Origin of the sequence: Klebsiella sp. CN_Kp100 (genome assembly GCF_040065315.1) — a bacterium.
In the GTDB taxonomy this organism is placed as follows: domain Bacteria; phylum Pseudomonadota; class Gammaproteobacteria; order Enterobacterales; family Enterobacteriaceae; genus Klebsiella; species Klebsiella oxytoca.
Window position 1 is genome coordinate 161656 of the sequence record NZ_JBEAIJ010000002.1, and the last position, 12339, is coordinate 173994.

The 12339-nt window shown below is 54.3% G+C and carries 12 protein-coding genes and 3 tRNA genes; 3 read left to right on the plus strand and 12 right to left on the minus strand.

What is annotated here, in order from left to right; translation table 11 throughout:
- Positions 1 to 7 precede the first annotated feature (7 nt).
- Both ABLV12_RS02810 and ABLV12_RS02815 read left to right on the plus strand, forming a co-directional pair.
- The gene (locus ABLV12_RS02810; protein ID WP_004102720.1) at positions 8 to 526 is read left to right on the plus strand and encodes a 2-oxo-tetronate isomerase; all 519 of its coding nucleotides are present in this window, start codon (positions 8 to 10) and stop codon (positions 524 to 526) included.
- Between the two features lie 21 nt (positions 527 to 547).
- Positions 548 to 1537, plus strand: coding sequence for an SDR family oxidoreductase (locus ABLV12_RS02815; RefSeq protein WP_004102718.1), 990 nt, complete (start codon positions 548 to 550; stop codon positions 1535 to 1537).
- Here ABLV12_RS02815 and ABLV12_RS02820 read toward each other — a convergent pair.
- The 11 genes from ABLV12_RS02820 to mdtK all read right to left on the minus strand — a co-directional run bounded on the left by ABLV12_RS02820 (position 1534) and on the right by mdtK (position 10121).
- A complete protein-coding gene (locus tag ABLV12_RS02820) occupies positions 1534 to 3159 on the minus strand; it encodes an alpha-amylase family protein (protein ID WP_004102717.1) in 1626 nt (541 codons plus the stop codon). The genes ABLV12_RS02815 and ABLV12_RS02820 overlap by 4 nt on opposite strands.
- An 8-nt stretch (positions 3160 to 3167) precedes the next feature.
- On the minus strand, positions 3168 to 4178 hold the full coding sequence (cydB, locus tag ABLV12_RS02825; protein WP_004102716.1) for a cytochrome d ubiquinol oxidase subunit II: 1011 nt from the start codon (positions 4176 to 4178) through the stop codon (positions 3168 to 3170).
- Positions 4178 to 5581 carry a cytochrome ubiquinol oxidase subunit I gene (locus ABLV12_RS02830; RefSeq protein WP_024274275.1) on the minus strand — a complete coding sequence of 468 codons (1404 nt, stop codon included), beginning with the start codon at positions 5579 to 5581 and terminating at the stop codon, positions 4178 to 4180. Before ABLV12_RS02830 ends, cydB begins: the two co-directional genes overlap by 1 nt.
- A 72-nt stretch (positions 5582 to 5653) precedes the next feature.
- Positions 5654 to 6526 carry a manganese catalase family protein gene (locus ABLV12_RS02835; RefSeq protein WP_017145741.1) on the minus strand — a complete coding sequence of 291 codons (873 nt, stop codon included), beginning with the start codon at positions 6524 to 6526 and terminating at the stop codon, positions 5654 to 5656.
- A gap of 19 nt (positions 6527 to 6545) precedes the next feature.
- On the minus strand, positions 6546 to 7052 hold the full coding sequence (locus ABLV12_RS02840) for a ferritin-like domain-containing protein (RefSeq protein WP_004102713.1): 507 nt from the start codon (positions 7050 to 7052) through the stop codon (positions 6546 to 6548).
- Positions 7053 to 7084: 32 nt separating this feature from the next.
- On the minus strand, positions 7085 to 7582 hold the full coding sequence (locus tag ABLV12_RS02845; RefSeq protein ID WP_348866765.1) for a ferritin-like domain-containing protein: 498 nt from the start codon (positions 7580 to 7582) through the stop codon (positions 7085 to 7087).
- Between the two features lie 90 nt (positions 7583 to 7672).
- The gene (locus tag ABLV12_RS02850) at positions 7673 to 7858 is read right to left on the minus strand and encodes a general stress protein (RefSeq protein WP_004136767.1); all 186 of its coding nucleotides are present in this window, start codon (positions 7856 to 7858) and stop codon (positions 7673 to 7675) included.
- 441 nt (positions 7859 to 8299) lie between these two features.
- Positions 8300 to 8376 (minus strand) — tRNA-Val (locus ABLV12_RS02855).
- Positions 8377 to 8380: 4 nt separating this feature from the next.
- Positions 8381 to 8457: transfer RNA gene (locus ABLV12_RS02860), tRNA-Val, on the minus strand.
- A gap of 4 nt (positions 8458 to 8461) precedes the next feature.
- Positions 8462 to 8538 (minus strand) — tRNA-Val (locus ABLV12_RS02865).
- 209 nt (positions 8539 to 8747) lie between these two features.
- The gene (gene mdtK / locus ABLV12_RS02870; protein WP_017145742.1) at positions 8748 to 10121 is read right to left on the minus strand and encodes an MdtK family multidrug efflux MATE transporter; all 1374 of its coding nucleotides are present in this window, start codon (positions 10119 to 10121) and stop codon (positions 8748 to 8750) included.
- 232 nt (positions 10122 to 10353) lie between these two features.
- Between mdtK and ABLV12_RS02875 the strand changes: the two genes are divergently transcribed.
- Positions 10354 to 10995, plus strand: a complete 642-nt coding sequence (locus ABLV12_RS02875) for a riboflavin synthase (RefSeq protein ID WP_004113453.1) — start codon at positions 10354 to 10356, stop codon at positions 10993 to 10995.
- A gap of 29 nt (positions 10996 to 11024) precedes the next feature.
- Here ABLV12_RS02875 and cfa read toward each other — a convergent pair whose 3' ends face one another.
- A complete protein-coding gene (cfa, locus tag ABLV12_RS02880; protein ID WP_004113452.1) occupies positions 11025 to 12173 on the minus strand; it encodes a cyclopropane fatty acyl phospholipid synthase in 1149 nt (382 codons plus the stop codon).
- Positions 12174 to 12339: the final 166 nt, after the last annotated feature.

Below are 12339 nucleotides of genomic sequence, written 5' to 3' on the forward strand. Positions count from 1 at the left end.
TATCTTTATGGCGAATAATCCTTATAACCAGGCGAAAACCACAGGTGAGCTGACCAAACAAGTCGCCATCGCATTGACCGACCGTCGTTTACGCTTAACCACCGCTGAGTCGTGTACCGGGGGAAGCCTGGCGGCAGCGCTGTGCGCGGAGGAGGATACGGCTGCGTTTTACGATATTGGTTTAATCACCTTTAGCGACCGTGCGAAGCAAAAACTTCTCGGCGTTAAGGCTTCGACGCTGGAAAAGTATAGCGCCGTCAGTCGACAGGCCGTGGAAGAGATGTCGGCGGGCGCGCTGGAGTGTTCCGGAGCGGATATCAGCATCGCGATAAGCGGATACGCTGGGCCGGACGGCGGCGAGGACGGGACGCCTGCGGGAACCGTCTGGTTCGCATGGAATTTTCGCGGCGCAATCGACGCGCAGAAGGTGCTGTTTTCCGGCGGCTGCCAGGATGTCGTTGAGAAATCCGTACGCTACTCGCTGGCGATGCTGATGGAGAAACTGCCCGGCTGGCAGGGCGAATAACACTTTCATGGCGGAGGTTCTATGGCGGTCATGACGATCACCGGCGGTACTGCGGGCGTCGGCAAAGCAACGGCTGTTCGCTTTGCGCGGGCAGGCTATGACGTGGGAATTATCGCCCGCGATCGTCAAAGCCTTGAAGCGACGCAACAGGCGCTGCGGCAGTTTGGCGTTCGGGTGCATGTCGTTCAGGCCGATGTCGCTGATGCGGATGCGATTAACACTGCCGCCTGCGAGATCGAAAAGCAATTAGGGGCTATCGAGGTGTGGGTCAATAACGCCATGTGCGCGGTGCTGGCGCCTTTCAGGACGATGACCCACGATGAATTTTCGCGGGTCACCGAAGTCACCTATCTTGGTTACGTCAACGGCACCCGCGCCGCGCTGGAGCTAATGACGCCCCGCGATCGCGGCATCATTATCCAGGTCGGTTCCGCGCTGGCCTATCGCTCCATTCCGCTACAGTCCGCCTACTGCGGGGCGAAGGCCGCGATTCGGGGCTTTACCGATGCGGTTCGCACGGAACTGATGCATGAAAAGAGCGGCGTGAGTATCTCAATGGTACAGATGCCTGGCCTGAATACGCCGCAGTTTGAGTGGGCGCGCAATAAGTTTGCCTGGGCGATGCGCCCGGTGCCCCCCGTCTATCAGCCGGAGGTGGCCGCAGAGGCTATCTTCAACGTTGCACGCAGGCCCGTGCGTGAACTCTGGGTGGGGAGCAGCACAATCCAGTCTATCGTTGGGCAATTTCTCTTCCCCGGCTTCCTCGATCGACTGATGGTTAATAAAGCATGGGAAGGGCAAATGACCCGGCACAGGAATGTCGCTGACCGGCAGGATTATCTACAACAGCCGGTCAGCGGACTGCATAAAACCCACGGGCGTTTTTCCTCAGAGGCGAAGTATCGCGCCGCCGCCATCACCTCCGGCGTGCCGGGAAAAGCGCTACTCGGCGGCGCGGCAGCGGCGGGATGGTTGTTGGCAAAATGGTTTATCTCGCGTAAAAAACGCTAACGCAGCGCGCTACTGTTGGTCCAGAACCATCGGTAGCCATAGGCGCCAATCTCCAGCTCAACGCGTTTACCCGCTACAAGGTCGTCAGCATAGGTTTTGTCGGCCAGGCAGGGCGTCCAGACGCCCTCGGCAATCTCTTTCGCGGTGAAGCGCACGCGCTTGTCGCTGAAATTAAGAAAGGTGATGACGCGGCGTTGGTCGGCATCGTAGCAAATCCCCAGAATCGCCTGCCGATCGATGCCGATAATGCGAAAAGGCGCAACGGCGATTTCCGGAAACTCGCACCGCGTATTGGCGATATCTATAATGCGATGCAGAAGGGAATGGCGGTGCAGCAGCGAATCAGCGACGTTGACCTTCTGATAGCGAAACGGCCCCTTATCGATCAATGGAGCGACAAAAGTAGCAGGATCGGCTGCGGAGAAACCGCCGCCCGCTGAGCCGGCCCATTGCATCGGCGTGCGCACCGCGTAGCGCTCTTCCAGGGCCAGATTGTCACCCATCCCAATTTCATCCCCGTAGCGCATTATCGGTACGCCGGGGAGCGAAAAGAGTACGGCATGACAGAGCGCCAGCCGCCGCCGATCGCCGTTCAGCATGGGGGCCAGCCGACGGCGGATACCGCGCTGGTAAACGTTCATCTCCTTATCCGGGGCGAAGGCATCCATCACGGTTTGCTTTTTCTTGCGGCCTACCCCTTCAAGATCCAGTTCATCGTGATTACGTAGCCAGTTGGCGAAGCAGCAGGCGTCGGGCGGCACGATGGTTTTCGTGATGGCGTCGATCAGCGGACGGGCGTTCTTACTCGCGAGACTGACGTAAAAATTTTTGTTCAACCAGAAGTTAAGCACCATATTAAGTCGATTATTATCGCCAAAATAGTCGCGATACTCCGCCACCTCAACGTCGACTTCGCCGAGCAGTATGGCCTGCGGGTTGTGCCGTTCAATCAGGCGGCGTAGATGTTCGAGAAGCCACAGCCCGCGTTTCTCCTCGCCGCGTCCGGCCTGCTTAGTCAGATGTGAGGCCGCATCGAGGCGAAAGCCGGACACCCCCAGCTTTAGCCAAAAAATGACGATATTTTCGACCTCTTTGATGACCGCTGGCGAGGCCAGGTTGAGATCCGGTTCATGACGATAAAACATATGCCGATAATATTGCCCGGCCTCAGCATCCCAGGACCAGATGCTCTCTTCGACGCCGGGGAACATCGGCGGCGTATCATCATCATCGTTGTCTGACCACAGGTAATAGTCGCGAAACGGCGAGCGTCGACTGCGGCGCGCTTGTTGAAACCAGGGGTGCGCGTCAGAGGTATGTTGAATCAGCAATTCAATAATGACCTGCATCCCTAGTTCACGGGCCTGCTCGATAAAGGCAATGATATCCGCCAGTTGTCCAAAGCGCGGATCGACCTGCAGATGATCGCTGACATCGTAACCCTCATCCAGAAAAGGCGTCAGGTAGAAGGGCGTTATCCAGATCACCGTCGCGCCCATTCGGCGAATATAGCGCAGCTTCGCCGTCATTCCGGCGATATCGCCGCAGCCATCGCCGTTGAGATCGTAAAACAGGGCTGAATCAATCTGATAAATGATGGCTCGCGTATGCCAGTCCGCCATAGCGCACCTCAGTGATAGCCTTCAGTGCCGGAAACTTTGCCGCGGAATACGTAGTAGCTCCATGCGGTGTAAACCAAAATCACAGGAATGATAAGCAGGGTCCCTACCAGCATAAAGAGCTGGCTGGCGGGCGGCGCGGAGGCTTCCCACAGCGTAATATGCGGAGGGATGATGTTGGGCCAGAGACTGATACCCAGACCACTAAAGCCAAGAAAAATGAGCCCAAGCGTAAGCAGGAAAGGGCGGGCATGGCTACCAGGATGGGCGCTTAACCGCCAGATCCACAGGCTTAAGGCAATGACCAGTACAGGAACGGGTACAAACCAGTAGAAATTAGGCAGGGTAAACCAGCGCTCAGCCACGGAGGGCCAGCCCAGCGGCGTCCAGACGCTCACAACGGCGATGACCGCCATCAGCGCCAGAAGCGTGTGGCGAGTCAGCTCACGCATGCGCTGTTGTAGGGCGCCTTCGCTTTTCATAATCAGCCAGGTCGTACCAAGCAGCATATACGCGACGACCAGCCCTAAGCCGCAGAACAGGCTAAAGGGCGTCAGCCAGTCGAGCGCCGAGCCGGCAAACCTGCGGTCGGCGACCTCAAAACCGTTGATGACCGCGCCTACCACCATCCCCTGGCTAAAGGTCGCCAGCAGGGAGCCGCTGACAAAAGAGTAGTCCCAGAACTTTTGATGCGAGGGGGTGGCCTTGAAGCGGAACTCAAAGGCGACGCCGCGGAAGATCAGGCCAATGAGCATGGCGGTGAGCGGGATAGCCAGCGCATCGGTGATAACGGCGTAGGCCAGGGGAAAGGCGCCAAATAGCCCCGCGCCGCCCAGCACCAGCCATGTCTCATTGCCATCCCACACCGGGGCGACGCTATTCATCATCACGTCGCGTTCTTGAGCATTCGGTACAAAGCCGAATAAAATTCCGATGCCAAGATCGAAGCCGTCCATAACGATATACATCAATGTGGCGAATACAATGATGACAAACCAGATAACGGGGATATCGATGCCCATTAGCGAGTCTCCTCTTCAGGCACGGCTTCTGCGGCAGAAAGGGGGCGAGCCGGCGTGCCGGACGTTGACGATGTCAATTCGCTGACGGGCTGCGGCCCTTTCTTAATAAGCCGGACAATGTAGTAATAACCGACGCCAAAGACCGAACAGTACACCACGATAAAGACCAGCAGGCTGACGACCATTTGCGCCGTGCTGTGCAGCGATACCGCATCCCGGGTTCGTAAAAAACCATAAATGACCCAGGGCTGACGTCCCGCTTCGGTCGTGATCCAGCCGGCCAACAGCGCCAGCAGTCCTGCCGGCCCCATCGCCAGGGCGCACCACTGGAAGGCGCGAGAGTGGAAAAGACGCTGCCGATAGCGAAGCCACAGGCTCCAGACGCCGAGGGCAATCATCAGCACGCCCATACCCACCATGATACGGAACGACCAGAAAACGATGAGGGAGTTTGGCCGATTCTCTTTCGGAAAATCTTTCAGCGCCGGGACCTGCTTATCCAGGCTATGGGTCAGGATCAGGCTGCCAAGCGCCGGAATTTCCAGCCCGTATTTGGTACGCTCTTCCTCCATATCCGGTATGCCAAACAACAGCAGCGGGGTGGCCTCGCCGGGTTTATTCTCCCAGTGGCCTTCTATGGCGGCGATTTTTGCCGGCTGATGCTCAAGGGTATTGAGGCCGTGCATATCGCCAACGAAGGCCTGAATTGGCGCAACCAGCAGGGCCATCCACATCGCCATGGAGAACATTTTACGTATGGCAGGGGTATTGTTCCCGCGCAGAAGGTGCCAGGCGGCAGAGGCGCCCACGAACATCGCACTGCTGAGAAAAGCGGCGATCGCCATGTGTAACAGGCGATACGGGAAAGATGGGTTGAAAATAATCGCCAGCCAGTCCTGGGGAATGACGTGACCGTTTTCAATGGTAAAGCCCTGCGGCGTCTGCATCCAGCTATTGGAGGCGAGGATCCAGAAGGTGGACATTAGCGTGCCGAGCGCCACCATGCAGGTGGTGAAAAAATGCAGTCCGGGGGGGACTTTGTTCCAGCCAAAAAGCATGACGCCCAGGAAGCCCGCTTCGAGGAAAAACGCGGTGAGGACTTCATACAGCAGCAGGGGACCGGTAATACTCCCGGCAAACTGAGAGAAACCGCTCCAGTTGGTACCGAACTGATAGGCCATCACCAGGCCTGATACCACGCCCATGCCGAAATTAACGGCAAAAATCTTCAGCCAGAAATTATATAACGAGCGCCAGACGTCATCTTTTGTCCGCAGCCACATCCCCTCCAGCACCACCAGATAGCTGGCCAGTCCGATGGTAATCGCCGGAAACAGGATATGAAAAGAGACGGTAAATGCGAACTGTAGCCTTGCCAGATTAAACGCATCGAGTTCAAACATGTTCTGAACCCCATCACATAACAACCCCCCGAACCAGGCAGGGGGAAGTGATTAACAACCGATCGTTGCTGATTACGGCTTTTTCTTACCCGCGCCAAGTTCTGCGCCGGTGAGAGGATCGCCTTCCGGGTCGGATTGGGTGCGTTTCGCCATCGTTTTCACCAGGGCCTTTTGTTCGGCCGTTAGCTTAACGCTGGCACCGCCATCTCCGCCATCTACTGCAGGCTGCGGATTCGCAACATACTCGAAGTGCAGATCGCTATTCCAGCTGCCGCGAATGTCATCGCCCTCTGACATATTGTAGTAGGTGCTGGCGTAGTCAGTGATTGGCGGTAGTTTGCCCGGCGGATAGTTGTTTCTGATGGATTGAAGCGCCTTCTCAAAAGAGAGCTGATGGGCGGCTTCTCGGGTCATCAGAAAGGCCAGCGCATCCTTCACGCCGGGGTCATCGGTGACGTTTATCAGGCGCTCATAGATGATTTTAGCGCGCGCCTCGGCGGCCACGTTGGAGCGTAAATCCGCGGTGGGTTCACCAATGGTGTCAATGTATGCTGCGGTCCAGGGCACGCCGGCGGAGTTGGTCAGCGGCGTGCCTCCGCCATATAACAAAGAGGTAATATGGCTGTCGTTGCCGTTAGCGGTAAGCGAGCGGTACAGATCGGCTTCGTTTTCCGTACCCTCCGCCAGGGCGCCTTTCGCCCCTTTATTGAGCATACCTACCAGCGAGCCGATAATTTCAAGGTGGCTCAGCTCTTCGGTGGCAATGTCCATCAGCATATCCTTGCGACCCGGATCGTCATCGCTCAGGCCCTGTGTGAAATATCGGCATGCGGCGGCGAGTTCGCCCTGAGGGCCGCCGAATTGCTCCAGAAGGAGATTAGCCAGCCCCGGATTAGGTTCCGCGACCCTGACGGTATACTGAAGTTGCTTAACGTGTCGGAACATAGGCTCTTATCCTTATTGCTTATTTTTTAGCTTCAACGCCTTTTGCGTCAGAGCGCAGAAGGAACTCTTCCGTTGTTTGCGGGATATGTTTCAGCAGCCAGTCGGCCATGGCCCGCTCTTCCGCCAGAATGGATTCGATGGCGGGAATAGATGCGGTGTCACCGGCTCTTTTCGCAGCGGCAAGCAGGGAGGTATAACACGCGATTTCAAACTGTTCGAAAACATAGCCGCTAATTGAACCCTTAACGATTTCATCGGAAGGGAACATGCCGCCAATAGATTGACCTAACGCAGCCATTTTACTCATTGAATCTTTCAGCACCGACCGCGATATATCATTACGATCCAGAATCTCTTCCAGAACCGTAATTTGGCGCTTGGTTTCGGTGACGTGCTGTTCAATTCTGCTGCGCAAATCGGGGTAGTTATCGATACGGCCAGCCATCGACTCCAGCATGGATTCTGCCTGTTTTTCCATTGCATGCGCATCGCGTAGCCAGTCGTGATAGTGTTCAACGTGATTCATAATGAACTCCTTAATATCAGGTTATTTTCTGGCTATTTATTTTGTGCTTCTTTATTAATATTGCCGACCGCAAGGTCAGTTAATTTCAGATCGGTTGACTTCTCTTCTTCTAACGTTTCTGTTAAAAGCTTAAGCGCTTTTTTATAACCCAGTTGTTGGGCTAAAGTGGCGAGAGTGCCGTAGCTGGCAATTTCATAATGTTCAACTTTTTGCGCAGCGGCAATTAACGCGGCATCGCGCACTTCATTTTTCTCAGTGCTCTCAATAACCTCGTTAGCTTCTTCTATAAGCCCCTCCATCGCCACGCATTTCATGCGCTTAATTTTAATATTGGCTTCTTGTTCGACAATTTGATCGATACGTTCAATTTGCCCCTGGGTCTCCTCCAGATGCGCTTTGAATGCGGCGCTAAGCTGCTCGCTTGACGCCGCCCGGGCTAGTTTAGCCAGGCCGCGGGTTAATTGTTTTTCTGCGCTATAAGTATCCGATAACAGATGAATAAAAACGTCTTCTATGCTCTTCATATTCATTGGGAATATCCTTAATACTAGAGAATAACTGCGAGTCCGCAGACCCGCAGGATACTCTTATTAATTACAAGAGAATGAAACGATTAATAATCAGGAGTTGTCAGATTTGCGTCCACCACCATGACTATTTTGGCCGCCTTTTTTACCGGCCTCAGATGCACGTTGCGGATCGTTTTTAAAATTACCACCGCTGTGCTGACCGCCTTTACGTCCAGCTTCAGATGCTTTATCACGGTCTTCAGCGAAATTACCGGAACCACCACGATGTTCTGCCATATTTTCATACCTCTGTGAGTTTATGTCAGGTAGATACGATTTAATTACGTATCCGTTGTCGTTCAGCAATTAAATTTAGTCGGTATTTTTGAACAGTCAAACCGGTTTGCGGTGATATTTTTTGAAATAATCTGAATTATGCCGCGGCTACCGTTCCGCTTGTTTAAAGCGGCTGCGAGCATAACAGGCTAGGAACTAACGAAAACATTTATATTGCTGCAGGATATATTTATGACCGCTGCGTTAATACGGGGGGACTCGGGCGACGCGGGGCTTTACGCCTCTTTACATAAGCGCCAAAAATAAGTTGTCGGAATCGTGAAAGATATTAAGGACGCAACCGGGAAAAATCAGAAAATAGCGTTTTGCCAATGCTGAAGGTCATTTTAGGATAATTCAATGCGGGAGAGAAATAAGGCACCAGATCACGACGCTGTGAAATGGTGCGTCCGAGTGGACTCGAACCACCGACCCCCACCATGTCAAGGTGGTGCTCTAACCAACTGAGCTACGGACGCATTATGGTGCGTTTAATTGGACTCGAACCAACGACCCCCACCATGTCAAGGTGGTGCTCTAACCAACTGAGCTATAAACGCATTATGGTGCGTTCAATTGGACTCGAACCAACGACCCCCACCATGTCAAGGTGGTGCTCTAACCAACTGAGCTATGAACGCATTGTTGCAGTGGCAACGGGGACGCATATTAGCGGCAGGGAGGGGTTGTGGCAAGAGGCAAACGTCACTTTTCTTCCAGATTTCTCGCGATCGCAGAAGTTTTATCCATATTGGTTATATTTTACTGATGCGAAAGAGGATTTGCTCATCAATAGACGAAAACGGCGCTGAATCAGCGCCGTCAGGTATCGATAAATTGCCGCCAGAGATTAGCGCGCGGCGCGCTGCAATATGACGCTGGAAGGCTGACGCTGCAGGAAACGCATGCGCAGCATCATCATTACGGCAGCGGAGGTGAGGCCAATGATAAATCCGCACCAGAAGCCAGCAGGACCCATGCGCGGCACCACGATATCGGTCAGAGCCAGCAGATAGCCGCTCGGCAGCCCCAGAACCCAGTAGGCGGTAAAGGTAATAAAGAAGATGGAACGCGTATCTTTATAACCGCGCAGGATGCCGCTGCCGATCACCTGTATGGAGTCAGAGATCTGGTAGATCGCCGCGAGCAGCATCAGCTGGGACGCCAGCGCGACAACCTCAGGATTATCGTTATACAACAGGGCGATTTGCTCACGCATCAGAATGGTGAAAACCGCCGTAATCACGGCCATACACACTCCAACCCCGACGCCGGTTCTGGCCGACGTTTGCGCCTCCAGCGTCGAGCCTTGCCCGAGACGGAAACCGACGCGAATGGTCACCGCCGCCGCCAGGGAGAGCGGTAATACGAACATCAGCGAGCTGAAGTTTAGGGCAATCTGGTGCCCGGCCACGTCGACAATGCCCAGCGGTGAGACCAGCAGCGCGACGACGGCAAACAGTGTCACTTCGAAAAACAGCGCCAGCGCAATCGGCAGGCCCAGTTGCACCAGACGCTGGATAACGACGAAATCCGGTTTGCTGAAGCGCTCAGCGTTATGAATATCGCGCATCGAACGCGCGCGGCGAACCCAGGAGAGCATGCAGAAAAACATCACCCAGTACACCGAAGCCGTCGCCACGCCGCAGCCGATCCCGCCGAGCTCAGGCATGCCAAAGTGACCGTAGATAAAGATGTAGTTCACCGGAATGTTGACCAGCAGACCGATAAACCCCATTACCATGCCCGGCTTGGTTTTCGCCAGGCCTTCACACTGGTTACGCGCTACCTGGAAGAACAGATAGCCGGGCGCGCCCCACAGCAGCGCCCGTAGGTAGCCGACCGCCTTCTCCGCCATCGCCGGGTCGATGTTATGCATGGAGCTGATGATGTAGCCAGCGTTCCACAGTACCACCATGACCAGGATCGAGACGAAGCCCGCCAGCCAGAACCCCTGGCGTACCTGGTGGGCGATGCGGTCGCGACGGCCGGAACCATTCAGTTGAGCAATAACGGGCGTCAGGGCCAGCAGCAGGCCGTGGCCGAAGAGGATTGCCGGCAGCCAGATGGAGGTACCGATGGCGACGGCCGCCATATCGGTGGCGCTATAGCCGCCCGCCATCACGGTATCGACGAAGCCCATGGCGGTTTGGGCGACCTGGGCGAGTATAACGGGTATAGCCAGTGCTAATAACTGACGCGCTTCAATAAAATACTTCTGCACGTAAACACCTTTATATTGTTGTTATTGGAGGACTAAAAAAGCCGCCATCAGGGGCAGCAAGAAGAAAAAGCAGAGGGATTTGCCAGACTATTGTAGCGAGGATTAGCCATTTAGCCAGTGAAAAAAGCGCACAACACGTTGTGCGCTGGCAACCTGTTTTGCCACCTGTTATTGTTCGTGTCATAGCCTAAAACGGTCTTGATACCGTTACGAATTCATACAGGAGCAAAATATGTTTACCGGTATTGTGCAGGGGACCGCCAGAGTGGTGGCCATTGATGAAAAACCCAACTTTCGCACCCACGTCGTGGAGCTGCCTGAGCATATGCTTGCGGGGCTCGAAACCGGGGCTTCGGTAGCTCATAACGGCTGCTGTTTAACCGTCACCGATATCGATGGCGCGCGAGTGAGTTTTGACCTGATGAAAGAGACCTTGCGCATCACCAATCTGGGCGCGCTGCGCGAGGGCGACAGCGTTAACGTCGAGCGGGCGGCAAAATTCAGCGATGAAATTGGCGGCCACCTGATGTCAGGCCATATTATGACCACCGCGGAAGTGGTTAAAATTCTGACGTCGGAAAATAATCGCCAAATCTGGTTTAAGGTTCAGGACCCGACGCTGATGAAATATATCCTTTATAAAGGCTATATCGGCGTCGATGGTATTAGCCTCACGGTAGGGGAAGTGACGCCCACCCGGTTTTGCGTGCATTTGATCCCGGAAACGCTGCAGCGCACCACCCTTGGCGTGAAAAAGCTGGGGGACCGGGTAAATATTGAGATCGATCCGCAGACTCAGGCCGTTATCGATACCGTTGAGCGCGTTCTGGCGGCAAAAGAAGCAGCAGCGGCCCTGAAAAACGCGGCCGAATAATAAATTCCCCCGCCGAAGCGGGGGAATTTTTAGCGGGCTACGCGCAGGCCGTGTTCGGCACCGCGAGAAAAAACCACCTGCCAGAGCTGAATATCGCGCGCGCGGAAAGCGCCGGCGCAGGCATTCAGGTAATAGCTAAACATGCGTTTGAAGCGCTCCGAATAATTGTCGGCAATTTCCGGCCAGCTATTCAGAAAGCGCTCATACCAGGCCATTAGCGTGGTGTCGTAGTCGGCACCGAAATTATGCCAGTCTTCCATAACAAAATGCGGCTCGCTGGCTTCGGCAATCTGGCGTACTGAGGGCAAACAGCCGTTAGGGAAGATATATTTATCGATCCACGGGTCGACGTTATGGTCGGTTTTTTTCGAGCCGATAGTATGCAGCAGGAAGCGGCCTTCGGGTTTCAAATTCCGGTCGACCACGTCGAAGTAGGTGGCGTAATTTTTCGGCCCGACATGTTCAAACATGCCGACTGAGACGATACGGTCAAAGCTCTCTTGCAGGTCGCGGTAATCCTGCAGCAGGATAGTAACGTCAAGACCTGCGCAGCGCTGCTGGGCCATTTTTTGCTGCTCAGCTGAAATCGTGACGCCGACAACGCTGACCTGGTAATTTTTGGCCATATAGTAGGCCAGTCCACCCCAGCCACAGCCGATATCCAGCACCCGCATCCCCGGCTCAAGCTGAAGTTTACGGCAGATGAGATCTAATTTTGCCTGCTGTGCGTCTTCCAGATTCTGCGCATCCTTCCAGTAAGCGCAGGAATACTGCATATAGGGATCGAGCATGCGGCTGAACAGATCGTTGCCTAAATCGTAATGCTCTTTCCCGACAATCCAGGACCGTTTTTTACTTTGCAGATTGAATAAGCGTGCAGTGGCGATACGCAGGGTATCTTTGAAATGATGGGGAAGCTGATTTTCCAGACCGGCGCGTAATACTTTATGGAAAAATATATCCAGCCGCTCGCAATCCCACCAGCCGTCCATATAGCTCTCGCCTAAACCCAGCGACCCTTCCTGCAAAACGCGTTTAAAAAAATGAGGGTTTTTAATCCGCAAATCGGAGGGCGCAGGACCATTAATTTCAATGCCCGCACGGCTTAATAATTCAGCTGCGATTCGGTACCAGTCATCATTTGGTACACTTACTTCTTCTATACACGATGAACTCATAGCTTCTCCATCACGCCCAAGTGATCAGAACCTTAAAACAGCGTAGACGCTTTTTTGGCTTTGTGAGAAATCTCACGGATAATCCGTAAGGCTGCTATCCGACGTAGAACAGAGGAAGGGAGATAACCCTTGCCGAAAGGCCTTCCATGGTAAAACGGGATGCATC

Excerpts from the sequence above, each read along its gene's own strand:
- ABLV12_RS02810 (WP_004102720.1), top strand. The coding sequence starts at position 8 with ATGGCGAATAATCCTTATAACCAGGCGAAAACCACAGGTGAGCTGACC.
- ABLV12_RS02815 (WP_004102718.1), top strand. The coding sequence starts at position 548 with ATGGCGGTCATGACGATCACCGGCGGTACTGCGGGCGTCGGCAAAGCA.
- ABLV12_RS02820 (WP_004102717.1), bottom strand. The coding sequence starts at position 3,159 with ATGGCGGACTGGCATACGCGAGCCATCATTTATCAGATTGATTCAGCC.
- cydB (WP_004102716.1), bottom strand. The coding sequence starts at position 4,178 with ATGGGCATCGATATCCCCGTTATCTGGTTTGTCATCATTGTATTCGCC.
- ABLV12_RS02830 (WP_024274275.1), bottom strand. The coding sequence starts at position 5,581 with ATGTTTGAACTCGATGCGTTTAATCTGGCAAGGCTACAGTTCGCATTT.
- ABLV12_RS02835 (WP_017145741.1), bottom strand. The coding sequence starts at position 6,526 with ATGTTCCGACACGTTAAGCAACTTCAGTATACCGTCAGGGTCGCGGAA.
- ABLV12_RS02840 (WP_004102713.1), bottom strand. The coding sequence starts at position 7,052 with ATGAATCACGTTGAACACTATCACGACTGGCTACGCGATGCGCATGCA.
- ABLV12_RS02845 (WP_348866765.1), bottom strand. The coding sequence starts at position 7,582 with ATGAATATGAAGAGCATAGAAGACGTTTTTATTCATCTGTTATCGGAT.
- ABLV12_RS02850 (WP_004136767.1), bottom strand. The coding sequence starts at position 7,858 with ATGGCAGAACATCGTGGTGGTTCCGGTAATTTCGCTGAAGACCGTGAT.
- ABLV12_RS02875 (WP_004113453.1), top strand. The coding sequence starts at position 10,354 with ATGTTTACCGGTATTGTGCAGGGGACCGCCAGAGTGGTGGCCATTGAT.
- cfa (WP_004113452.1), bottom strand. The coding sequence starts at position 12,173 with ATGAGTTCATCGTGTATAGAAGAAGTAAGTGTACCAAATGATGACTGG.